Raw genomic sequence first — 22,260 nt, 5'->3', positions numbered from 1 at the left:
GCCCCTGCGACCAGCGCAGGAGCATCACGATGGGAAAACGGCAGCAGTCAGCTACCGCTCGGCGCGGTTTCGGCGGGTGCGGATGCGGGTGTGGCGTTGGGCGCACTGGCTGGCGTGGTGGCAGCCGTCGGCACGGCGGCACTGCTGCCGGCGACGATCTTGTTGCCCACGATGCTCACGTAGACGCCCTGCGCTGCGTATGCAGTGGTGACGTCGGCCACGGCCTGCTGTGCACTGGTGGTGGAGATGCGGGACACGCCGCCATGCAGCGTGTAATCCGAACCCAGCCGGTAATCCAGCGACATGCCCGAATCGGCCGCCCAGCGCTCGAGCATGGCCTTCAAGGTGCCATCCATCGGCGATGCCTGGAAGGCATAGCTGGTGTAGAGGGGAATTTCAGTGGGAGCAGCGTCAAAGCGATTGACCGGCTTCCAACGCCCGCCGAAATCCGGCGCAGGCTTGGTGGCACAACCCGACATCGCGACCGCCGACACGGCGATGAAAATCTTCAGCAACGCTTGCTGCATACGAACATCCTTTGACGTACGAATAAGCAGCTTCGACGTGGGTGGTCCGGCAGTCCAGCGTTGCATCTGCACGCTGGAACCGGTTACGCGCCGGCCTGTGCCGTTACGTGCAACCGTCTCCCCTGCGGCCGAAGCCGCCTGCCCACCTGACGATGCGCCGCCCCTTGAGGCCTGTCGCATCGCCTTGCACCACGTTCGAAGCCATCCCTGTTCCGGTGATGCTAATCACCACCTGATCGACTCCATCGATTCGATGAACTGAACCGATGGCGAAGAGTGGCATAGAACGAGGTCAACAATGCGTCAAGAAAGCATGAAAGTTCTACCCACGCACGACAATTTGTTGACGTGCGTCACCACTTCACGCGGATGAACGCATTTATATGACCTTATTCAACGCCCAATGATTCATATCTGCAAGCTGGGTACGTCAACCTTTGCTAGCAGGCGCGAGGTGAAGTGACGATCCTTGTAGTAGCGGATCTTGTCGCACATCACCGGGTGCGGAATGCCCTCGTACAGGAACACTTCCTTGTCCGTGCCCATCGCCTTCAGCTCCTGCGGCAGCATCAGCGCACGCCGCTCTTCACTGAAGCTGTGGCTCTTCTCACGGCCCTTGGTAATGTTCTTCTTGCGCAGGGTGGTGTACCCCAGCATGTCCGAATAGTCGTTGGCATCCTGCTGCTCGCGCGGGGCGAACAGGATCTGCAGGGCGTGGTTGGTGATGATGGTGCGCGACACATCGCGGCCGTAGGTGGCGTCCAGCTGGGCCATGCTCTGGATGATCGGCAGCAGCCGCACGTTGTAGCCGGCCATGTAGGACACCGCCGAGGCGATGATGTCCACCTTGCCGATGGAGGTGAATTCGTCCATCAGCAGCAGCACCTGGTGCTTCAGGTCCGGATTGGACTTGGGCAGCTCCTTGGTGTTGAGGTTGATGATCTGGCTGAAGAACAGGTTGATGATCATCCGGCTTTCGGCCAGCTTGTTGGGCTGGATGCCGATGTAGATGGTCATCTTCTTCTTGCGCAGGTCGGTCAGCAGGAAGTCGTTGCTGCTGGTGGCCGCGTCCAGAACCGGGTTGATCCAGGCGTTCAGCGGCTCCTTGAAGGTGCCCATGATCGAGGCGAAGGTCTCGTCCGCCTGCGACAGCAGGTTGGCGAAGGCCGACTTGGCATTGGCGCTCAGGAACGGACGGCTGGCCAGCGTCTGCAGGTACTTGCGCAGGTCGGTGCCATCACCGGAGGAGATGCGATAGATCGCGCCCAGCGTCGGAACCCCCTGCCCGCCCGGGAAGCCGCTGCGGCGTTCGTCATCGTGGTTGTCGAACAGGTACAGCGTGAAGGCCATGAAGGCGTTGCGCGCCTGGCTGACCCAGAACTTCTGGTCGTCCGAGCCATCCGGATACAGCATCGCGGCGATGCTCATCAGGTCGGACACGCGGAAAGCGGGGTCATCGGAGACGTAGCTGAGCGGATTCCAGCGATGGCTGCGGCGGTCTTCAGCGAAGGGGTTGAACAGGAACACTTCCTGGCCCTGCTTGGCGCGCCATCCGCTGGTCAGCTCGTAGTTTTCCTGCTTGATGTCCAGCACCACCACGGACTCTTCGTATTCCAGCAGGTTGGGAATCACCACGCCCACGCCCTTGCCCGAACGGGTCGGCGCGGCCAGGATCACGAACTGCTGGCCAGACAAGCGCACCAGCTTGCCCTTGTAGCTGCCCACCACGATGCTGTCGCCGGTCTTCTTGAACAACCCGTGTGAGGACAGGTCCGAACCGGTGGCGAAGCGCGCATCGCCGTGCAGGCCTTTCTTCTTGCGCCGAAGCAGCAGGAAGCCGGCTACAACCACGAACAGGAACAGGGGGATGCCGAAGCCCACGTAACCGGCGGCCTTGATCTTGCCCACGAAGGGCGCGACCTGCGGCTGGTCCAGTGCGCTGACGTAGGGGTAGTAGGTGTTCCAGCTGTAATGCGCCGTATCCAAGCCCAGGAACAGCAGGGTCAGGTAGCCCGAAAGCAGGTAACCGATGAAGAGGGTCGCGACGATGGCGACCGAATAACGAACCAATTTCTGCGTGGACAAACCCGATCCTCCGTGAGCGCATGATGGGCCGGACTCTACACAACTGGCCGTGACACGGGTAGCTGCGCACCCCTGGCGGGTGACGACCGCCTCACGGTGACGGCCGCCTGAGGGCGGGTAAAGACGACCCGTGGTGGGTGACGACCGTTGGTGGTCACCCTTCTCGCCCCATACCAAGGGCACCACACCACGCGGACCGCGATCCGGGTATGCTCCGCGCGCCAAAAACAAACCTGGAGCAAAGGAATGCAACGATCCTCGTCGTGGATGTTTGGTGCCCTGATGCTGGCAGCGAGCTTCGGTGCCCCTGCTCTCGCTGCCCCGCCAAGGATTCCAAAGGCGGCTGGAAGACCTACAGCGCCAAAGCCGGCACGAAGTCGGCGGCAGAGGATGCCGTGGTCACCCAATGCGTGGAAAGCGAAGAAGCGGTCTGCCCGGTGCTGTTCAACGAGTGCATGCACGCCAAGTAACGCGCAGCGGGAGTAGAGTCCGGGTCACCGCACTCTACTCCCGATTCGCAGGATTCCTCGCCATGCATATCCTCCTCACCGGCGCGACCGGCCTGCTCGGCCAGGGCGTGCTCAACGCCTGCCTGGCCTCGCCCGACGTCACCCGCATCACCGTGCTGGCCCGCCGGCCACTGGACCGCGCCGAGGCAAAGGTCAACGAAGTGCTGCTTGAAGACTTCAGCCAGGCGGCCAGCGTGCAGGCGCAGCTGTCCGGTATCGACGCAGCCTTCTACTGCGCCGGGGCACCGCCCATCGGCACCGCAGAAAAGGAATACCGCCGCGTTACCTTCGAGCTGACCCTGTCGGTGGCACGGGCGTATGCCGCCGCCAATCCGCAGGGGCAGTTCTTCTATATTTCCGGCGCCAATTCCGATCCCGAAAGCCGGCTGATGCCGCTGCGCATCAAGGGCGAAACCGAGGATGCGCTGCAACGGCTGCCGGTCACCACCGTGATGCTGCGACCGGGCGGCATCCTGCCCGAAGAAGGCACGCACAGCCCGCACGGGGTGATGCGCATGTTGCATGCGCTTGCCAGCCCGCTGCAGGGAATGATCGTCAAGAACGTGCCGGGGGCGGCCACCACCAACGGTGCCATCGGCCGGGCGATGATCGCCCTGGCCCGCTCCCCCAGCCCGCCTGCCATCGTCGAAAACCGCGAGATCAACCAGCTCGGCCAGCCGGCCGCGTAACGCCGGACTCAGCCGCCGCGCGCGACCTTGCGGACTTCCGCACCGACGCGCGCCTTGACGCGGTCCACGTCCGGATTGTTCGGCCCGGAATAGTCGAATGCCTGGATCACGAACACGGTCTGGTCCCCCGCGCTGATGCAGTACGAAATCAGCGACCGCCCGTCCTCGCGCGGGGCGGACACGTGCAGCACCAGCGTCTTCTGGTCCTGGTCCACGCGGGTAGTGTAGCCCACCGCCGCGGCCCCACGCGTTACCGCCGCGCGGCACGCCTGCATGCTCAGCTTGGCCGCTGGAAAGCGGTCCACATCGTAGCCGAGGCTGAAATCGTCCGCCTTGGCCGGCGAGGCCATTCCCACTACGGCCACCGTGCCCAACGCTGCGAGTATCGCTGCCTTCATTCCATTCTCCTGCAAGTGGTGAGCGTGCGTCGCCGAACTCACGAGCGCACGAAGATTTCCACGCGGCGATTCAACTGCCGGCCGCCGGGATTATCCTTGCCGTCCAGCTCGTTGGGTGCCACCGGCTGGGTTTCGCCATAGCCCTTCGACGCCGCCTGCTGGCCCGCACCCCGCTCGCGCAATGCCGCCACCACCGATGCCGCGCGACGTTCGGACAGGCTCTGGTTGTAATCGTCCGCGCCCTTGGAATCGGTGTGGCCGCGCACCTCCATCCCGGTGGTTTTCACTTCCGCCAGCGCGCCGGCCAAGGTATCCAGCAGGGTGGCCGCGTCGGGGCGGATGTCGGACTTGTCGAAGTCGAACAGCACCCGGTCGTTCAGCGTGATCACATAACCGCAGGGGGCACCCGGGGGTGCGAATTTCTTCAGCGGCGGGAATTTTCCGGCCGGTGCAAGGCGTGCCAGCGGCGGCATCTTCACCGGTCGTGCCGGCGGTCCGATGGTGCCGGTGCCGTCGCCGTTGTTGGTGATCAGGCCCTCATCGCCATTCCAGGTGCCCGAGCCATCCGCATTGACGCGCACCAGCCCCTTCGGACCGTTCCAGGTCCCGCTGCCATCGCCGTTGTTGGTGATCAGGCCGCTGTCACCATTCCACGTGCCCGCACCCTTGCCATCCAAGCGGATCAACCCGGCCACGCCGTTGTAGGTTCCGGACCCATCGGCCTCCACGCTGATGATGGCATCGTCGCCACCACCACCGGGGTTGCCGTTGATCGTGCCGCTGCCATCGGCGTTCACCCGCACCAGTCCGCCCTCGAAATTGGCGGTGCCGCTGCCATCGGGGTTGATCACGAAGATGCCCTCGTCGCCGTTGCGGGTCAGCTTGCCCTGTGCGTCCACGCTGGTGATGCCGGCATCGTTGATCAGGCTGCCATCGGTGCTGCAGCGAGCCGGGGAAACGGTAATGCCTTCCACCGGATCGAGGATCGACTGCAGTGAACTTTCCAACGCACGCTGCGCCGGGGTGACGCCGATGATCTCCGGCACCACGATCGACGGAATGACCGGGAACTCAGGGGCTTCGCTGGCCTGCTCAACGTCGGCGTCCTCATCGGGGGTCGTTGCGGCGGTGCCTGACACCGGGTCCGGCGCTGCCGCATCGGGCGCTTTGGAGCAGCCGGCAAGGGCGATCAACAGCACAGAAACAGCAGACAGCGGCAGGGCACGCGTGGATGAGCTCATGTACTGGATCGATCCGTGATGGCAGTGAGGCCAGCATCCTATCCGGCGCCCATTTGCACGGCGTGAATGGCCAGAATCGAACGCATGGCTCCGGCCCTGGTAGCGCCGAGCCACGCTCGGCGAGCGCACCGCGCGGCCTGCATCCGGCATCGAGCTGCCGCAACGGAACGCCGCCGTGCACGGCTCGTCGCTACCCGGCCACCGCATTCTCGGCCACCACCTTGTCATACGCCGCCAGGTCCAGGAATGCCTCGGCCTCCACCACGACACCGTCTTCCATCCGGAAAATCCACACGTATTGGTTCTTGTACGGATGCCCTCCGCTGGTGGTCGATTCGGCCTCAAATCGGCTGATCACCGTATCGCCCACTGCCCAGATGGCATGCACCTTCGGCACCAACGGCCGCGCCAGCCGGCGGGTCAGCGGAGCCGCCGCACCCTCCAGGAACGCTTCCACGCCCTGGTAGGTTCCAGCCACCGAGCCGGAACCATGAACGGTCCAGACGACATCGGGGGACAACAGCGCAAACACGGTGCCGTTACCCGCTGACCAGTGGGTGAAGGCGTTCCGCACCAGGGCCTCGTTGCGTGCGGCGGTCGCGTGCACTGGCTCGGGCGTTGAGGCGTGGGCGGAACTCAGCGCTGCAATGGCCAGTGTCAGTACCAGTGCCAGGCGATTATTCGGAGTCGATCGGTTCACGTGATTCTCCCTGCCATTCGGTGGGAACGAGAATGCGCTCCACCACCCGACGGCGGTATCCATCAGCCGCTGGACACCACGGTTAGCCGCGCTGGACAATCCCCTGCGCCCTACCGCTACGAGCCCTCCGCGCGCCCATCACGCGCGCCGACGCATCGTGCAGCGATGGATATCGCGGCCGCCATCATCGACCTGCTGGGCCAGCGCGCGGCGTCGGCCTCCATCTGCCCGTCCGAGGTGGCCCGCGCGCTCAGCCCGGATCCCGCCGGATGGCGCCCGCTGATGCAGCCGGTACGCGACGCCGCCGCAGCATTGGCGCGGGCAGATCGGATCATCATCACCCGCAAGGATGAGCAACTGGACCCGGATGCCCTGGGGTCGGGCCCCATCCGTCTGCGGCGCGGAGCGGGATTCCCGTAGCAGCGCCGCGTACCCCTGACGGGGCCCTGCTTGCCGAGGCTCCCGATTTGCCGCCAAGATGGGGCATCACACCTCAGGTAGCGCACGGATGAGCGGCTCCTCGACGACCAGCACGGCCCGCGTAGCGATCCTCGTCGACTGCGATAACGTCTCACCCGAAATCGCTGAGTTCGCCTTGCAGAAGACCGCCGGGCTCGGGCGGCTGGTCATCCGGCGCGGCTACGGCATGCCCCCTACGCTGGGCGGAAAGTGGCAGGAGATGCTGGTTCGCGAGGCATTCACCCCCTGCCTGCAGTACGCCTATGCACCACGCAAGAACACCACGGACATCGCCCTGGCACTGGATGCCATGGAGATCCTGCTGGATGGTCGAGCAGATGCGTTCTGCCTGGTGACCAGTGATTCCGATTTCGCCTACCTGTGTCGAAAGCTGCGGGAACGGGGTGCCGCTGTCTTTATCGTCGGCGACGCCAAATCGCCCCCTGCCCTGCGGAAAGCCTGCGACCAGTTCTTCGAGGGCAAAGGGACCAGCGTGGTGGTTGGCCCAGTGCCAGTGGTGAAGCAGCCCGTACCGCCTGCGGCGAAGGCGATGCCAACCAAGCCGCCGGTGCCCGCCAAGCCTTCGCCAGCGGTCGTGATCAAGGCGCCTGCAGCGAAGAAAGCGGCGTCGCCCGTCGCCAAGCAGTCGCCTTCCTTCGTGCTTGATGCAGTCAGGCACCTGGCTGCGCAAGCGCCCGGCGGCAAGGTGGGCGGCAACGAGTTGATGCTGCACCTGACCAAGACGCACAACGGCTTTGCACCGAAGAAATACGGCCACTCAGGACTGATGAAAATGCTGAAGAGCTATCCTCAGCTGGCCCACATCCCGGCCGGCTCTGGAAAATGGGCTGTAACGCTTGTGCAGCAGAAACCAGCCGTTAAAGCGACCATCCAGATCGCAACGCCGCCACTCAAACCCGCCCCCGCCTCACAACCTGGTACACCGCCACATTCCGCTCAGCCAGCGCTCGCACCACTTCTGGAATCAGCTGCATCGGCAGTTCCAGCGCATAACCATGGTCCACCCGCTGCACCGACGCAGGATCGAAGTGGAACGCCGGATGGTCCCGGCTGCGCTCCAGCAGGAATGCACTGATCGCACCAAGCGCGACCTGCTGCCACTCCCCCACCTCGAAATACACCCGGTACAGCGCGTCGCTGTAATCGGCCGGGGTATCGCCTTGCGTATCCAACATGTCAGTGGTCACGACACTCTCCTGGGGGGTGGATGCGCGCATGGGAAAGGGCCTGCCTGGGGCTATCCGCGCCGCCGTGACGTCGGCCGCGCTTTCAGCGCGTCCAGCGCATCGGCATTGCGTCGCGCCCAGTCGTAGATCAGCTCGATCGGCTCCACCAGCTGCCGGCCCAGCGCGGTGAGGCTGTACTCCACCGACGGCGGCACGGTGGGATGTTCGGTCCGCAGCACGATGCCCGCCAACTCCATCTCGCGCAGGGTCTGGATCAGCATCTTCCTGGAAATCGCAGGCAGGCTGCGATGCAGCGCGTTGCTGCGCGCCACGCCGTCATGGCGCACGGCCAAGGTGTGCAGCACCATCGATGTCCACTTGGTGCTGAACAGCTCCAGCACCCGCCGGGGCGCGCAGTCTTCACGCCATTCCTGTTCCGGAGTGCCTGCTTTCATCGCGTGGTTACCATTTGGTGCCTTCTTTCGGGCCTGACCCCGATATCCTAAGGTGTCTGCCTGTTATTTGATGCAAAAGGCAATCCCATGACCCAGAAAGCGTTGGTAGTCGGTGCAACCGGCATTACCGGCAGCGCCCTGATCCAGCAGCTGCTCCAGAAAGGTTGGGAGGTTCACGGCCTGGCGCGCAATCCGGCGGCGCTGCCGGCGGGCGTTCACGGTGTCTCGGCCGATCTGCGTGACGCGCAGGCCACCCGGGCCGCACTGGCGGACCTGCGGCCGACCCATGTATTCATCACCACGTGGTCGCGGCAGGCCAACGAGGCCGAAAATATCCGCGTCAATGCAGCCATGGTGCGCCACCTGCTGGATGCACTGCAGCCGGCCGCGTCGGTGCAGCACGTCGCGCTGGTGACCGGGCTGAAGCATTACCTCGGGCCATTCGAGGCCTACGCACAGGGCGCGCTGCCGCAGACCCCGTTCCGCGAGGAACAGCCGCGCCTGCCGATCGAAAACTTCTACTACGCGCAGGAAGACGAGGTGTTCACCGCGGCCGCGCGTGATGGCTTCAGCTGGAGCGTGCATCGCCCGCATACGGTGATCGGCGCAGCGGTGGGCAACGCCATGAACATGGGCACGACGTTGGCGGTGTATGCCTCGTTGTGCAAGCGCAGCGGCCGTCCGTTCTATTTCCCCGGCTCACTGGCGCAGTGGAACGGACTGACTGACATGACCGACGCGCGCCAGTTGGCACGCCAGTTGGTATGGGCCACCCAGACCCCGGCAGCCGCCAACCAGGCCTTCAACATCGTCAACGGCGATGTGTTCCGCTGGAGCTGGATGTGGGGCCGCATCGCAGACTGGTTCGGCATCGAAGCGGCGCCGTTCACCGGCGAGCTGCGCCCGTTGGAACGGCAGATGGCCGACGATGCGGCGCTGTGGGTGCAGCTGGCCATCGAACAGGGCCTGGCCGAGCCGGACATCCACCGGCTGGTGTCGCCGTGGCACACCGACGCCGACCTGGGCCGCCCGGTCGAAGTCATGACCGATATGTCCAAGAGCCGTCGGCTGGGCTTCCTGGACTACCAGCCCAGCGATGACGCTTTCTTCGACCTGTTCGCCACGCTGCGGGCGCAGCGGCTGATTCCGTAAGCGCTCCCAAGCGCAGCCAGGCGCCCCGGCATCCATCCCCGGGCGAGGCCGCCGCTCGGGCCTGCCCTGCCCCGCTGCCGACTTGGCGATGCAGCCCTATGCCGCATCGCCACGTATCAGCGAACCGCGATACCTCAGTTCACCTGTACCTGCCCCAGCGGCAGCCGACGCTGCGCATCCTGCCCGTCGTTCTGCGGGGCGATGTTGCGTCGGCCCGGGGCGTCGTCGGCCAGCGCCAGCCGCAGCGAGTAACTACCCGCCGCCAAGGTGCTGGGCACGGTGAAGGTGGTACTGCGGCTCTGCACCGTGCCCGGCATGATCTCGCTCAGGGTCACCGCAGGAATCGAGGTGCGCGCCTTGGTGCTGCCATCGGCCGCCACCCAGTGCAGTTCCACGTGGTAGGCGTTGTACAGCGGGGCCGAGCCGTGATTCTTGATATCCAGCTGCAGTGCCGCCTGCTGGCCACGCACCTGGGTGTTGGGCCAGGTCACCGTGTTGATGCCGAGCCGGTAACCCAGGTCACTCTTCAGGGTCTTCAGCTTGGCCGCATTGCCGCTGGTTTCGTGCGCACCGGCCGGGCCGAGGAAGCTGAAGTGGTAATCGCGCAGCAGCTTGCGTACATCGGCGGTGCGGTTGGTCCAGGTGCTCTTCTGGTTGCTGTTCGGGCTCTCGCCGCTGACCGGGTTGACCATCCAGTTCTGCCGCGCCGCCGGCACCTCGTTGGCCAGCCCGTATTCCAGGTTCCACCAGCCATCGTCGCTGCAACTGGGCATCTGCGGATTGAACGCATTGCACTTGCCGGTGAACGAGGGGAAGTAATCCTCGTGGAAACCAAACAGCGCCGATCCCACGTCCGACGCCCGCGCATAGCGTGTCTGCAGCGGCGTCTTCAGGAAGGCGGCGGTGTAAGCATCGCGGATCAGCGAACGGGTCTGCGCATTGGGCTGCAGGTCTTCGCAGCCGCTGGTATGCCATTCGCCCCAGAAGCCGAGCAGGCCAACCTGGATGGCCGTGATGCGCGGATCGCCATCGAAGCGCGCAGCCAGCGCCTGCACGAACTGCTGCATCTGCTGGCGCGCCGCCGGGTTGTTGTAGTCCAGGCTACGGATCGGGCCATCCGAATCGCACTTGGCGCGCACCGCATACGGAATGTTGAGCGGCGCCTGTTCGAGGAACTTCGGATAGTCGCGTTCGTTCTCGCCGCCGGTGTAATGCGCATCGATCTGGCTGGCGGCACTTTCCGGATAATCGGCCACGGGGCGCAGCACGAAGGTGGCCAGCGGATCGTCGTTGAGGATCGGCTGCAGGTACAAGGTTTCCACCGCGTTCCAGTCGAATACCTGGTCGGCGGTTTCGATGATCCGCCACGGCAGGTACACGTGATAGATGTGCGCCCCGTGGAAATTGTCCACCCCGCCATCCACGGCATACGAACTGCCCCACAACATGAAACCGCGATGCGGGTTGTCGAACTCCTGGGTGGATACCGCCGGGGTCAGCGTGCCGGCGTGGGCACAGGCGGCGGACAGGGCGCTGGCGAGGACTGCGACAGCCAGCATTCCGGAAAACGGACGTGACGACGACATGGACGTACCTCTTCGGTTGCACGAGGGAAGACGCGACAGGGAGGCGTTGGACCTGCCCCAGGGTTGTCGCCGACGACCTTATGTCATGTTTCGTTATGTATCAATATCGAAACATAGCGAAATTTCTCGACCGGATCACAGTTTCGCTCCGTGCAGAACACATCGGTAGCGCCGAGGCGTGCTCGGCGGCTTTCCCATGGTGAATGCGATTCGTTCTAGCTATCATGTAAACGATTACATGGAGCTTTGATCAACAATGGAAACACCGAACACCGTCCCGCATAGTCCGAAGTGGCAATACCGGTTCGACTTCTTCGCACAGCATGGCGCACCGAAGACCAAGGAATACCGTCAGGCACTCAAGGAACTGCCCTTCGCCGGCAAGTTCAAAGTGAACATCAACCTGTTCGCCCTGTTCTTCAGCTGGATCTACCTTTTCATCCTGGGCATGTGGCGCAAGGGCCTGGTGGTGTTTGGCCTGTACGTGGCGCTCATCGTGGTCTCCTTCTTCGTGCCGGACCTGCTGGTACGGGCACTGGCGGCAGCGCTTGGCCTCTCAGTGGCCATGAGCACCAACTACAGCTACTACGCCGAACGCGTGCAGGGCAAGGTCAGCTGGAACCCGTTCGAAGGCCTGTTCTAAGCGGGAGAACGGTAGCGCCGGCCCGTGCTCGGCGGCGCTCGGGGTCAGGCCGCAGTCCGTCTGACTGCGGCCGCGCCTGCGCTGGCTGAGCGTGGCGCGGCGCTGCCGAGAAGCGAGACTCGGGCCTGACTGATATCATAACCGGCGTAGTGATATCATCGAAGTCACACGCCAAAAGGTGCCCTCACATGCCTGCCGTGACCATTCGAAACCTTTCCGAGGAAGCCCACAGGGCGCTCAAAGTGCGCGCGGCACAGCATGGTCGCAGCACCGAGGCCGAGATCCGCGACATTCTGGAATCCGCCGTGCGACCGGCCAGCCGGGTGCGGCTGGGGTCGGCCCTGGCGGCGCTGAGCGCCGATCACGGCCTCACCGACGCCGATATCGATGCGCTGACGGCCACGCGCGATGAAACGCCGGCCAAGCCGATGGGGTTTGAATGATCGTCCTTGACACCAATGTCGTTTCAGAAGCGATGAGGCCTACGCCCTCCCCCGCTGTACTCGACTGGATGGACAGGCAGGCGGCGGAGACGCTCTATCTCTCCAGCGTGACGATCGCGGAGTTGCTGTACGGCGTCGGCGCGTTGCCGGCCGGGCGCAGAAAGCAGGCGCTGCGGAGCGCGGTCGATGGCCTGATCGAGCTGTTCGACGACCGGGTATTGCCCTTCAATCTGGAGGCCGCGCGCTGCTACGCCGATCTCGCAGTGACTGCGCGGATGGGCGGCAAGGGGTTCCCAACGCCGGATGGCTACATTGCCGCGATTGCAGTAGCGAATGGCTTCACCGTCGCCACCCGCGATGCCGGGCCGTTCCAGGCAGCCGGGATCGACATCATCGACCCGTGGACCTGCTGAGGCATCGCCCCTGGCCCTGTAGAGCCGACTGGCTGGCCGTGGCTGACTGGCTGCCATCTACGCCTGGCGAGTACCGCCAGGCATGCATTGCAACGCCCGCTCGCCAACTCCATAACGGAGATGCGCCCGCGGTTGGGCGCTCTCAGGAGAAATGCATGCCGCACCACGAAAAGGTCGCCCTCACCGGCGTCATCGAACACGTCTTTGCCCACCGTTTCACCTTCATCGCCGACGATGCCGCCTACCTGGCCGATCTCGGTCCGAAGGGCGCTGAAGCGTTCCCGCTCGCCGAAGGCATCGCCATCCGTCTGGAAGGCGAGCAACGGCCGTCGGAGATCAAGGTCAGCCGCATCGCCAAGAAGGGCGGCCGGTTTGTCGAGGTGGAACACAAGAAGCCGCACCACGGCCCCAAGCACCACCACCCGGACGTGCCCGCCGATCCACGCGCGGTGCTGGCTGCGGTGAAGAAGGCCGGCTGGACGGTCGATGGCACGCTGGAGCGCAAGCCCAAGCACTTCGAAGTGCTGGCCCACCGCGATGGCGGCAACTGGACCGAACTGCACGTCGACTTCGCCGGTGCCATCTATAAAGAAAAGCACGCCGACGCCGGCAAGTGGGGCCTGCAGGACTGACCCAAAAAGAACGCCAGGCCGCATCACTGCGGCCTGGCGTTTTTACTTACTGGGCGATGCTTAGAAGAAGATCGCGTACAGGATCAGGAGCGGAATCGGAACGCCCAGGAACCAGAGCAGTAGGGTTTTCATGTCGGTTCTCCTTGGTGGATACGAAAGTTACAGGTCGCGGCGACGGCCGCCCCAGGTGGCACTCAGGCTGGCGAAGAACGCGCCGATCAGCAGCGTGATGAACAGCCACAGCGCGGCGTAGGCAGTTGCCTTGCGGGCATCATCGGCAGCGGTCTTGGCGGTGTTCTTGGCATCTTCCAGCGCGGCCCGCATGCGGGTCTGCACGTCGGTCACGCGGGCCTCTGCCTCGGCCTGGGTCATGCCGGTTTCGCGGGCGATCAGCTGGGCCAGGTACTGCTTGTCGGCCGGATCCAGGCCCTCGCTCTGCAGGCTGGACACCACGATGCGATTGACCTCGGCACGCACTTCACGGCGATCCCCAGCGCGCTCGTTGCCCGGCATCGGACGCGGCGGCGGCGGCATGGCAGCGTCACGCGGGCCGGCAGCCGGAGCCATCGGTGCACCGACCGGGGCAGCCGGCGGCGCGCCTGCATCGGCACCCATCGGCGGGGCCGGCGGTGCCGGCGGCGGATTGGTGGAGGCGTTACGGAACAGGGAGTCGACCCAATAATTCATGTCGCCTTCCTGCGGGCCCATCGCGGCCGCACCAGCGCCCGCACCTGCCGCAGCAGCGGTGGTCGCAGCGGCGCCAGCGGTGGCACCGGCCACTTTCGCGCCGGCACCCAGCACGCCGCCGATGGCGGAGGTGAGCAGGCCAGCGGTCAGCAGGGTGGCGACCGCCCACGACACGAAACCGTGCGCGGTATCGCGGAAGTAGGTCTCATCACCGTGCAGGTTGGTCCATTTGGTACGCAGACGACCGGCCAGGTAACCGCCCAGGCCGGAAGCGGCCAGCGCGGTGAAGGTCAGCCAGGCGACGCTGGTCCAGCCAAAGGTTTCCTTGGATACGCCGTCGAACGACCACGGCGACACCGAAGACAGGCCCAGGCCGACGCCCAGGATCAGCAGCACCAGAGAGAGCGCAGCGGCGGCCACGGCGCCGGCGATGATCGCGCCCCAGGACACCGCGCTTTCCGGCGTGGGGGTGATGACGGGGGTAGAAGTGACGACGGTGTCGTACTCGGTGCCGAGTGGGCGGCGGTCCGGGAATCCACTGGGTGTACTCATGGTGATGCTCCATCTGAATAGCTGCGGGCGCAGCAAGCGAGGTGAGGCTGCGCGCTTTGCTGTGAACACGGGGAAATGGGGAAATCACGCGCAATTGATCCACCCCGCCGCGCCGACCCTCTCACGCCCCTCACCCACCCGCCCCTTCGCTTGAACACCTGCAGGCCTACCTTCGCCTCTCCTCAGTGGAGTCGCCGACATGCCGATCAAAACCCTCGAAGATCTTTTCATCCACGAACTTTCCGACATCTACAGTGCGGAAAAGCAGATGAGCAAGGCGCTGCCGCGGTTGTCGCGCGCATCGACCAATCCCGACCTGGCGGCCGCGTTCGACACCCACCTTGAAGAAACCCAGGGCCAGATCGAACGGATCGACAAGGTCGTGGAGGTGCTGGGCATCCGCCTGAAGCGCATCAAGTGCGCGGCGATGGAAGGCCTGGTGGAAGAAGGCAAGGAAGTCATTGAATCAGTGGAAAAGGGGCCGGTGCGCGATGCCGCGCTGATTGGCGGAGCGCAGAAGGTCGAGCATTACGAGATCGCCTCGTACGGCACGATCGCGGCGCTGGCCAAGGAGCTGGGCTACAAGGAGGCCCTGCCCTTGCTGCTGGAGACGCTGGCCGAAGAAAAGGCCACCGACGAGAAACTGACCTTGCTGGCGAAGGCAGGGCAGAAAGCGAAGGCGGTCGAGCCGGCGTAAAGCCGATGGCGGTCAGGGGATGGCCTTTCATTGGCCGGGCCATTCCCCTGATTTTTCGAGCTTGGCTACTGGAGGCGCAGCAGCATCCGTGCTTTTGCGCTTTCGACGGTCAGCACGGAGACGTCGCTGATACATGGGCCCGGTTCCGGACCCGTTGCTGAGGTAATCGTGTAGACAGCCACCGCGTCGCCCAGGATCGTGCCGAGCAGTGAGGCCACATCCGGGTGTTTGGGAACCCCGAGAACCAGCACCTCCGGGAAGTGCGCCAACAGGGCGCGCGTGGAAATGCACCCGCCCCGAAGCTCGAATGAGAGCCTCTCATGCTGTCCCGTCTGATCCAGATCCATCGTGACGTTTGTTGCGGTGAGGCTTGGGCTTATGACGATGTCCGGGCCACTATTTTCGCCCTCCTTGCCACCTTCGATCCCCGCTGTGCGCCTCAAGCGGCCTGCGCCCTCGACTGCGGCTGATGCGAACTGTTCGATCTTGTTCCAGAGGGCGGCTTCGTCGGCGCGCGAGGCTTTACTTGAAGCCGTAGGGACAGGCAGAGCCGGGGATGCGGCGCGCAGTTGAAATGGCGCGCACACGAGCATGCCCAGTGCGGCGGCAGCGTAAAGCGTGGACTTCGTCATTCCAGATCCTCCGACCCCTTTGCGAGGATTATGCACTCGCACTCGCCCGGACAGACCGTCGCCTGCCAGCGAAGCGTGCCATCGTGAGCCGCGTCACGGAAGGCTGGTCGTCTGGTTGCTAGCCTGCACATATTTTGCTGCCCACGCCGTTTGATCACCTGACGTAATACAGAGACCCCTCATGAAATGGACGCTTCTCGGATGCTTCTTCTTGTTGAGCCTTTCGACTTACGCGCACGCGCAGGCGGTGGATCAGCAATCCGAGCTGGATGAGGAGATGCAGGTTCTAGTCAGAAGTTATGTCACCCGGCATCCTGAGGTATCCATTGACGACGCGATAACCCGGCTGACGATCCAGACCGGGATCCTGCACGCGATGGAAGGCCTCCGACAGGAGTTCGCTGGCAGATTGACGGAGATCTCCATCCAGCCAGTGCCCGATCAACACATCCTGGTTGAGCTGGAAGGCTCAGCGCCTGTCGCCAACCGGACTGTCAGCACCAGGAGCGGGAACACGAAAGTGGTGTTCGAGACGGGCCACAGGCATACCAACGAAGCGTTCTACGCCCTGGTCGATAAGCACAGGGAACTGCTCTACCGCACCATTCCAGGAATTACTGGCTCGATGGGTCAGCCAGGCGAAGATCGCCTTGTCATTCACATCGAGGGAAACGAACAACAGGCGCAGGCGCTGCAGGCTTCGATCAGCGAGCTTGAGGGTGTGCTGGGCCTTTCGATTTCCCTGCGGCCGAACATGGCCAGATCGATCAACTTATAGCCATCGCCTGCAACCACTGCGCTGCAAAAACCCCAGCGTAGAGCACCATCAATATTCCGCTCGCGGCCAGTCGACGACGGTCCAGGCCAAAGGCGGTCACCAGGCAGATCACGGTTGCGCCTGCGCCGAACCAAAGCACGTGTGCCTCCGAATGCACCCCGCCTACTGGCGGCGCACCGGCGAGCACCCACGCCATGAAGACAGCGGACAGAAGTGACGCTCTCGCCGCAATGTCCCAGAAGAGCTTCATGGAAGGACCTTCGCGCTTCCCGCGCTTTCAGTCAGCAGATGATGGGGTGCCCCGCCACGGCTCACTGGTGACCTCGCGAGGCACGTAGCGGCGTCAACCAGCCCTGCTCTGCCGAAACGCGCTGCACGTCGGCCATGTACAACAACTGCTCGAGTGCGTCCTCGTCAGCATCCTGCTCGTGGAATGCCTTGAACCACGCCGCCACCGATTCGGCGGGACGGCGCATCCATACCTGCTTGGCGCCGGCACGAAACAGCAGGGTCCTGCAGCCGGGGCCGATCTCCACGCCATCCAGATCGCGCCACAGTATGCGGGTCTCGCCGAACGGCGAGCGACGGGTCAGCGAATCGCCGGTGACGATGATCGTTGCGCCCAGTGAGCGGAGCGCGGCAAGTGCGGAGAACACCGCGATCGCAGCGCCGAACCAGAGCACAAAGCCCTTGGCGACGGTGATTACCAGAAGGGTCGCCACGAGGGCGGTACCGAGGCCGACGATGACGTGCGGGGTTTCGGTGAACGTATAGGCGGATCTGCGCATGTGCATCCTGCTCATGGGGGTATAGATCGGGCGTGCCCGCGTGCTGCCGGCTGTGGGGAATTGTAGCGTTACCCGGCGCGACTCAAAGCACGCCACGCAAGGCATCGCGCGCCGCCCTGACCCTGTCGCGACCGTCGCCCAGCAAGGCGTCGATCAGGCTCTCGCTGGATATCCCCTCCTCCACGGAGGTCTGTATGTCGCGGTGCGCGATATGGACGATTTCCAGTACTTCGGCAAGGGCGCGCAGCTGGCGGTCCACCAGCCTGAGGTCGCAGCGCCAGGCGTCGGCGGCGGCGCGGGGATCCGGGTTGGAGCCGTCGCCGGCCGAGCGCCGGCACGGCGGCGGTACGGCCACCACGGGGCGATAGGCGTGCCGCGAACTCTCGTGGGCCTGCAGGATGCCTTCCAGCTTCTGGACGAAGCGCGGCGGGAGCGTGTGGACGGATTCGCCAATGAGCGCGTACAGGCGCACGCGGGCTCTGAATTGTGCGGACAAGGGTGACCTCGCATGGCATGGCCACCGGCGCCGGGGCGCGGGGTGGCGGACGGTGCGGGTCGAAGTACCGGCGTCGTACAAAGCAGTTAACCGGCGGATCATGCGATCCCCCGCACCGTCCGCCAAAAGGATGGCACGAGGGCGCATGCTCCGCCGTACCCGAAGGCGACAACGGAGAAGCTTTGCTAACGACATGCGGGACTTCGATCCCGGCTGGCCCTACGGGTCAGCACGAACATCGTGTGCTGGTGTGGCGGGCGTGTACATGAGGAAAGTTGCGAAATCACTGTCCTGGCATAGCGCCTTGCAGCAATGACAATCCGTGCCATAGACCCATCCCTGCTTGTTCATCAATAATCCACAGGATCCGGCGAATGCATGTAAAAGTATATTCAAATATTGTCTTTAGTTTTAGCCTTACCTATTGGCATTATGAAAATAGGAAAGCCTAATTCACGCTCAACCCTGCGAGCCTGCTCTCTCGATGAACCAATTTTTGATGGATCATCCACGAGGATTATTACACGCCCGTAAACGGCGTCGGTGTAAATTCCTCTTGCCCCCGGAAATCGATCTTCCATGAATTCCCCATTCGCTAAGACCTCCATTTCACGCACGGAATAGCGATAGTCAGCCTCGTATGTGACAACAACATCACCGCGAGACGTTTTTAGCTTTCGCTGCCCAAGAGCGCCACTGCCTTTCAGGAGAACCACAATCCCCAACGGATCACAAACTATTCTACGGCCTGCGTAGCGCTCAAGATTCTCAAGCCGGACAGGGATGATTGCAGATACCAGATCTCGCTCAACCTGATCTTGTCCACAAGCGTTGTCGTCATGCAGGGACCCATCGACGCTTCCGCCGCGATCTCCAGGGCGCCGGCGATCTTGAGTGCAAGCTGATAACAATAACAATACAACGCATGCCAGAAATCTTCCCCACGAAGCTACTTCCATTGATGAATATCCTCTAGCAGGCGGCTCGTCATTCGAGCTGTCAGATTATTTAAGCGTCAAAATCGTTTGTGTGACGCCTGTCGTAAATAAGGATGACAGCTGCAAATTGGAACTGTTCACGATTCAATCTTAAGCGTTTGACGCCACATCTCCGTAGCAGCCTCACCGGGATCGCCAATGCCTGACTTCTACGCTGCGCACGTATTTTCCAGCCTTCAGTCAAATATTGCTCGAGTAACCATTTTAGTTATTTAAGCCTGATGCATTCCCTGACACGCGTAAGCCAGCAGAGCTTGGACGTTCGTCAGCCATATGCACGTGTAGTTGGCAGTTCCAGCCGCGTGCCCCTGCCGCCCAGCACTACGTTGTCCTGGATCCACTGCAGCTTTATCGCCACTTTGCGGCGCAGGGCGCGCTCATGGCGCAGGGCCCATAGTTCGCAGCCTCTACGGCCGGCATCGAAGGACGTGCAGCGGCGCATGACCAGCGGGCTGTGCAGACCATCGTCCCGGTGCAGCCGGGCCAGCCACGCGCCGTCGATGCGCTGGTGCATGCTGGCGACAATCTCGCCGTGGAGGAAAAGGCCGGTGGGGAGCGTGTCGAGGTGGCAGCGCGGCTTCCAGTGGAAGTCGTCTGGCATGGGGGTGAGGGTTTGGTGGGGGGCGTCCATGGGGCTGGAGGATAGGTTGGGCTGGTCTCAGGGATGGAGACAGAAATCGGTGCATCGATATGTGCTGGCGGCGCTGCTTCTCCCAGAATCCTGCTGCCCGTGCTGGTCATACCCCGTCCACGGCGCCAGTGGCATGCTGCGCGTTCGTGCGGAGACCAACGACGCGGATGACGGGTAATTTGCTTGCAGCAAGTGCGGTGACGCTGAAAGTCGGCGTGGTGTTCTGGGTGCTGGTGGCCTGGCGGACGCCGGGCGGCGAGCCCTGGGACGCGCCCGCGTTCTGGACGGTCGTCTATCCCATCGCACTGGTCATTGCGGCGGTCCTGGGTGCCTGTTTTCCCCGTCACGCATGGCTGTGGGGACTGTTGCTCATGCTGCTGCAGGTGCCGGTGGTGGCGGTGATGTCGGGCGTTGGCCCGTTGTTGCTGGCCGGACTGGTATACGCCCTGGTGCTGGCGGTGCCTGCCATGGCGATCGCGGCGGCGGCAGGTGCGCTGCGTCGCCGCCTTCAATCGGCCAGTGTCTAACGCCCGGATTGCCGGCTATTGGCTAGAGGTGGAGCATCGGACCTGCTGAGAGCGGCCGCGACCCCACCCTGACCCGCAACGCGATGAGCAGGCTGGCGAGGAGCATCACCGTCGCAGCAACGCTGAGCACGGCTACGATGCCGCCCAACCCGAACACCAGGCCGCCCAGCGCCGCACCCGCCGCGATGGAAGACTGCACCGCGGCGACGACCATCCCGCCGGCACTCTCGGCCTGGTCGGGCACCGCACGCGCGACCCAGCTCGACCAGGCGACGGGCACGCCACCGAAGGCCAGGCCCCAGAGCGCGACAAGGATCGACAGCCCGCCAACGCCCACCGGCAGCAGAAGCATGCCCAGCGCCGCTAGGCCAACCAAGGCCGGCATGACCACCAGCGTGACTTTAAGACTGCGCTCCATGAGCCAGCCGGCCAGGAGCGTGCCGACAAAGTTCGCCACACCGAACCCGAGCAGAATCAGCGCCAGGCCATCGGCGCTCATCTGCCCCAGGCTTTCCAACGTGGGGCGGATATAGGTAAACAGCGCGTACTGACCGGTGTGCGCCAGAACGCAGCCGAGCATGCCGACCGCGATGCCGGGCCGGCGCAGAAGCCCCACCACCGACTCTGGAACTGCCGACCTGCGCGGGGCCATCCGGGGCAGCGTGAACCACTGGAATGCAAAGGTGAGCCCACCTACCGCCGTCGCCGCCCAGAACGCGCTGCGCCAGCCCCACAGTCCACCCAGGTAGCTGCCCAAAGGAACGGATACCACCGTGCCGACCGCAATCCCGCTGAAGATGATCGAGAGCGCGCGCGGCACACGCTGTGGCGGCACCAACCGCATGGCCACAGCCGCTGCCATGCTCCAGAAACCGCCCAGCGCGACGCCCAGAAGGACGCGCATCACCAGCAGGACGCCCATGCTGGAAGACAGCGCCACCAAGGCGTTGGAGAGGATCATCAGCAGCGTGAAACTCAACAGCACCACGCGTCGGTCGATGGAACGGGTCAGCCGGGGCACCAGCAGGCCAGCAAACAGCGCCACCACGGCAGTGACCGTCACCGCCTGACCTGCCAAGGCCTCGGACACGCCCAGATCCGCCGCCATCGGCGTCAACAGGCTGGCAGGCAGATACTCGGCCGTGAGCAGCCCAAAGACCCCCATGGCCAGCGAGAAAACGGCCACCCATGCCGATGAAGACGGCGCCTCGGCATTCCATTCCACAGCGTCAGGCGCGCCTGCGGCATCAACTACGTCATTACGCATCAAAGATCCCAGTGCAATCGTGCAGCCGAGAGTCTAGGGAGCGAGATCAGGATGATCTATGATCGTCCGACCTGAATTTTTGATCGAAACCCCTGGCCGCCCCATGAACGACGCTGCGCCCCACTCCAACGACCTGATCAGCCAGCTGCTGACCGGCATGCGGATACAGGGTGTCCATTACCGGCGCATCCAGACCGGGCCAAGCTTCGGGCTGGGATTTCCCCCGAAGCCCGGGCACGCCTACTTCCACTACGTGGCGGTGGGCAATGCGTTGCTTCGTAGTGCGGACGGCAGCCAGCATCTTTTGTCGGCCGGCGATGTTGTGCTTGTTCCCCGCGGAGACGGCCACTCGCTGTTGTCGGGAGAGGACCAGTCCGTCCAATATCTGGAGACGCTGGACGCCGCCCCGCTGGGTGATGCGGTGAGCGGGATCGACACGTGCCCGAGTACGCATGCCGTGCCAAGCGCCGTGCTCTTCCACGGATGCATGGCGTTCGATCTCGGCGGCATGCAAGGGCTGAGCAAGTTGATGCCAAGCGTGATGCTGGCCGATGGCAATGCCGCTCAGTTTCCCGGGCTGTTGCCGATGATCGATGCGATGAAGCGCGAGGTCTGCTCCGGACGTATTGGCTTTGCTGGAATACTCGCCCGTCTGGCGGATGCAGTGGCGGCGATGATCGTGCGTGACTGGGTGGAGCGTGGGTGCGAAGGCGCATCTGGATTGGTCATGGCGATGCGCGACCCTCGGCTATCGCTGGCGTTGCTAGCCCTGCACCACGACCCCGGACGCGACTGGACCGTCGAAGCGCTGGCCGCAGAATCGAACATTTCACGGTCTGTGTTTGCAGACCGTTTCCAGGCCGTCATTGGTACCGCGCCGCTGCGTTACGTGACTGAGCTGCGCATGCAGTTGGCAAGTCAATGGCTGACCCAGCAAAGCCTGCCCATCGAAGTGGTGGCGGAGCGTCTCGGTTACGCGTCGCAGGCGGCTTTCAGTCGTGCCTACAAGCGCGTGATGGGGCATTCGCCTGGCGCGACGCGGCGAGGGCGTGGGTTGGCGGCCCTTTAGAAGGAGCCGCGGCGTCCGG

At 63.9% G+C, this 22,260-nt stretch carries 28 protein-coding genes; 13 read left to right on the top strand and 15 right to left on the bottom strand.

Annotated features, from left to right (window positions below; genetic code table 11):
- Positions 1-47: 47 nt before the first annotated feature.
- Together RTX79_RS01895 and RTX79_RS01890 are read right to left on the bottom strand one after the other, a co-directional pair.
- Positions 48-527 (bottom strand): hypothetical protein, encoded by a 480-nt coding sequence (locus RTX79_RS01895; protein WP_312682169.1) that lies wholly within the window; start codon positions 525-527, stop codon positions 48-50.
- A 408-nt stretch (positions 528-935) separates the two neighbouring features.
- On the bottom strand, positions 936-2,597 hold the full coding sequence (locus RTX79_RS01890; protein ID WP_428695948.1) for a type IV secretory system conjugative DNA transfer family protein: 1,662 nt from the start codon (positions 2,595-2,597) through the stop codon (positions 936-938).
- Between the two features lie 224 nt (positions 2,598-2,821).
- Between RTX79_RS01890 and RTX79_RS01885 the strand changes: the two genes are divergently transcribed.
- Together RTX79_RS01885 and RTX79_RS01880 are read left to right on the top strand one after the other, a co-directional pair.
- The gene (locus RTX79_RS01885; protein WP_312681385.1) at positions 2,822-3,082 is read left to right on the top strand and encodes a hypothetical protein; all 261 of its coding nucleotides are present in this window, start codon (positions 2,822-2,824) and stop codon (positions 3,080-3,082) included.
- A gap of 62 nt (positions 3,083-3,144) precedes the next feature.
- Positions 3,145-3,810 (top strand): NAD-dependent epimerase/dehydratase family protein, encoded by a 666-nt coding sequence (locus RTX79_RS01880; protein ID WP_312681383.1) that lies wholly within the window; start codon positions 3,145-3,147, stop codon positions 3,808-3,810.
- An 8-nt stretch (positions 3,811-3,818) separates the two neighbouring features.
- Here RTX79_RS01880 and RTX79_RS01875 read toward each other — a convergent pair whose 3' ends face one another.
- From RTX79_RS01875 to RTX79_RS01865, 3 genes are all read right to left on the bottom strand, one after another.
- A complete protein-coding gene (locus RTX79_RS01875; protein ID WP_312681382.1) occupies positions 3,819-4,208 on the bottom strand; it encodes a DUF6180 family protein in 390 nt (129 codons plus the stop codon).
- Between the two features lie 38 nt (positions 4,209-4,246).
- On the bottom strand, positions 4,247-5,449 hold the full coding sequence (locus RTX79_RS01870; protein ID WP_312681380.1) for an OmpA family protein: 1,203 nt from the start codon (positions 5,447-5,449) through the stop codon (positions 4,247-4,249).
- A gap of 190 nt (positions 5,450-5,639) precedes the next feature.
- On the bottom strand, positions 5,640-6,212 hold the full coding sequence (locus tag RTX79_RS01865; RefSeq protein ID WP_312681378.1) for a nuclear transport factor 2 family protein: 573 nt from the start codon (positions 6,210-6,212) through the stop codon (positions 5,640-5,642).
- 102 nt (positions 6,213-6,314) lie between these two features.
- Here RTX79_RS01865 and RTX79_RS01860 point away from each other — a divergent pair, with 102 nt between their 5' ends.
- Entirely contained in the window at positions 6,315-6,569 is a 255-nt protein-coding gene (locus RTX79_RS01860) for a DUF3253 domain-containing protein (RefSeq protein WP_312681376.1), read from the top strand.
- 88 nt (positions 6,570-6,657) lie between these two features.
- Complete coding sequence (locus RTX79_RS01855; protein ID WP_312681375.1) at positions 6,658-7,704, top strand: NYN domain-containing protein; 1,047 nt, start codon at positions 6,658-6,660, stop codon at positions 7,702-7,704.
- Between the two features lie 162 nt (positions 7,705-7,866).
- Here RTX79_RS01855 and RTX79_RS01850 read toward each other — a convergent pair whose 3' ends face one another.
- Positions 7,867-8,250, bottom strand: coding sequence for a winged helix-turn-helix transcriptional regulator (locus tag RTX79_RS01850; RefSeq protein WP_057687470.1), 384 nt, complete (start codon positions 8,248-8,250; stop codon positions 7,867-7,869).
- Positions 8,251-8,337: 87 nt separating this feature from the next.
- On the opposite strand from RTX79_RS01850, the gene RTX79_RS01845 reads away from it, so the two are divergent.
- Positions 8,338-9,402, top strand: coding sequence for an SDR family oxidoreductase (locus RTX79_RS01845; protein ID WP_312681372.1), 1,065 nt, complete (start codon positions 8,338-8,340; stop codon positions 9,400-9,402).
- Positions 9,403-9,536: 134 nt separating this feature from the next.
- Here RTX79_RS01845 and RTX79_RS01840 read toward each other — a convergent pair whose 3' ends face one another.
- Positions 9,537-10,961 (bottom strand): DUF4832 domain-containing protein, encoded by a 1,425-nt coding sequence (locus RTX79_RS01840; protein WP_312681370.1) that lies wholly within the window; start codon positions 10,959-10,961, stop codon positions 9,537-9,539.
- A gap of 283 nt (positions 10,962-11,244) precedes the next feature.
- Between RTX79_RS01840 and RTX79_RS01835 the strand changes: the two genes are divergently transcribed.
- The 4 genes from RTX79_RS01835 to RTX79_RS01820 all read left to right on the top strand — a co-directional run bounded on the left by RTX79_RS01835 (position 11,245) and on the right by RTX79_RS01820 (position 13,119).
- Complete coding sequence (locus RTX79_RS01835; protein WP_312681368.1) at positions 11,245-11,631, top strand: DUF2628 domain-containing protein; 387 nt, start codon at positions 11,245-11,247, stop codon at positions 11,629-11,631.
- Between the two features lie 188 nt (positions 11,632-11,819).
- Positions 11,820-12,074: a FitA-like ribbon-helix-helix domain-containing protein gene (locus RTX79_RS01830; RefSeq protein WP_312681366.1), complete on the top strand. Its 255-nt coding sequence runs from the start codon at positions 11,820-11,822 to the stop codon at positions 12,072-12,074.
- Positions 12,071-12,487, top strand: a complete 417-nt coding sequence (locus RTX79_RS01825; RefSeq protein WP_312681364.1) for a type II toxin-antitoxin system VapC family toxin — start codon at positions 12,071-12,073, stop codon at positions 12,485-12,487. The genes RTX79_RS01830 and RTX79_RS01825 overlap by 4 nt, the downstream gene beginning before the upstream one ends.
- A 155-nt stretch (positions 12,488-12,642) precedes the next feature.
- Positions 12,643-13,119 carry a hypothetical protein gene (locus RTX79_RS01820; RefSeq protein WP_312681363.1) on the top strand — a complete coding sequence of 159 codons (477 nt, stop codon included), beginning with the start codon at positions 12,643-12,645 and terminating at the stop codon, positions 13,117-13,119.
- A gap of 159 nt (positions 13,120-13,278) precedes the next feature.
- On the opposite strand, the gene RTX79_RS01815 is transcribed toward RTX79_RS01820, so the two are convergent.
- Entirely contained in the window at positions 13,279-14,358 is a 1,080-nt protein-coding gene (locus RTX79_RS01815; RefSeq protein ID WP_312681361.1) for a hypothetical protein, read from the bottom strand.
- Positions 14,359-14,557: 199 nt separating this feature from the next.
- On the opposite strand from RTX79_RS01815, the gene RTX79_RS01810 reads away from it, so the two are divergent.
- Positions 14,558-15,055 (top strand): ferritin-like domain-containing protein, encoded by a 498-nt coding sequence (locus RTX79_RS01810; protein WP_312681359.1) that lies wholly within the window; start codon positions 14,558-14,560, stop codon positions 15,053-15,055.
- A gap of 65 nt (positions 15,056-15,120) precedes the next feature.
- Here the strand turns inward: RTX79_RS01810 and RTX79_RS01805 are convergent, their stop codons facing one another.
- Complete coding sequence (locus RTX79_RS01805) at positions 15,121-15,687, bottom strand: hypothetical protein (protein ID WP_312681357.1); 567 nt, start codon at positions 15,685-15,687, stop codon at positions 15,121-15,123.
- 181 nt (positions 15,688-15,868) lie between these two features.
- Between RTX79_RS01805 and RTX79_RS01800 the strand changes: the two genes are divergently transcribed.
- Entirely contained in the window at positions 15,869-16,465 is a 597-nt protein-coding gene (locus RTX79_RS01800; RefSeq protein ID WP_312681355.1) for a hypothetical protein, read from the top strand.
- Here RTX79_RS01800 and RTX79_RS01795 read toward each other — a convergent pair.
- From RTX79_RS01795 to RTX79_RS01775, 5 genes are all read right to left on the bottom strand, one after another.
- The gene (locus tag RTX79_RS01795) at positions 16,455-16,715 is read right to left on the bottom strand and encodes a hypothetical protein (RefSeq protein ID WP_312681353.1); all 261 of its coding nucleotides are present in this window, start codon (positions 16,713-16,715) and stop codon (positions 16,455-16,457) included. The genes RTX79_RS01800 and RTX79_RS01795 overlap by 11 nt on opposite strands.
- A gap of 61 nt (positions 16,716-16,776) precedes the next feature.
- Positions 16,777-17,253, bottom strand: coding sequence for a hypothetical protein (locus RTX79_RS01790; protein WP_312681351.1), 477 nt, complete (start codon positions 17,251-17,253; stop codon positions 16,777-16,779).
- 82 nt (positions 17,254-17,335) lie between these two features.
- Entirely contained in the window at positions 17,336-17,725 is a 390-nt protein-coding gene (locus tag RTX79_RS01785) for a hypothetical protein (RefSeq protein ID WP_312681350.1), read from the bottom strand.
- A gap of 416 nt (positions 17,726-18,141) precedes the next feature.
- Positions 18,142-18,708 carry a hypothetical protein gene (locus RTX79_RS01780; RefSeq protein ID WP_312681349.1) on the bottom strand — a complete coding sequence of 189 codons (567 nt, stop codon included), beginning with the start codon at positions 18,706-18,708 and terminating at the stop codon, positions 18,142-18,144.
- A gap of 304 nt (positions 18,709-19,012) precedes the next feature.
- Entirely contained in the window at positions 19,013-19,348 is a 336-nt protein-coding gene (locus RTX79_RS01775; protein ID WP_312681347.1) for a hypothetical protein, read from the bottom strand.
- Positions 19,349-19,575: 227 nt separating this feature from the next.
- Between RTX79_RS01775 and RTX79_RS01770 the strand changes: the two genes are divergently transcribed.
- Positions 19,576-19,905: a hypothetical protein gene (locus tag RTX79_RS01770; protein ID WP_312681345.1), complete on the top strand. Its 330-nt coding sequence runs from the start codon at positions 19,576-19,578 to the stop codon at positions 19,903-19,905.
- A gap of 22 nt (positions 19,906-19,927) precedes the next feature.
- Here RTX79_RS01770 and RTX79_RS01765 read toward each other — a convergent pair whose 3' ends face one another.
- A complete protein-coding gene (locus tag RTX79_RS01765; protein WP_312681343.1) occupies positions 19,928-21,172 on the bottom strand; it encodes an MFS transporter in 1,245 nt (414 codons plus the stop codon).
- 58 nt (positions 21,173-21,230) lie between these two features.
- Between RTX79_RS01765 and RTX79_RS01760 the strand changes: the two genes are divergently transcribed.
- The gene (locus RTX79_RS01760) at positions 21,231-22,241 is read left to right on the top strand and encodes an AraC family transcriptional regulator (protein ID WP_312681342.1); all 1,011 of its coding nucleotides are present in this window, start codon (positions 21,231-21,233) and stop codon (positions 22,239-22,241) included.
- Positions 22,242-22,260: the final 19 nt, after the last annotated feature.

It is taken from the genome of Stenotrophomonas chelatiphaga (assembly GCF_032054965.1).
Lineage (GTDB): Bacteria > Pseudomonadota > Gammaproteobacteria > Xanthomonadales > Xanthomonadaceae > Stenotrophomonas > Stenotrophomonas chelatiphaga.
This window is presented reverse-complemented; position numbering and strand designations above follow the sequence as displayed.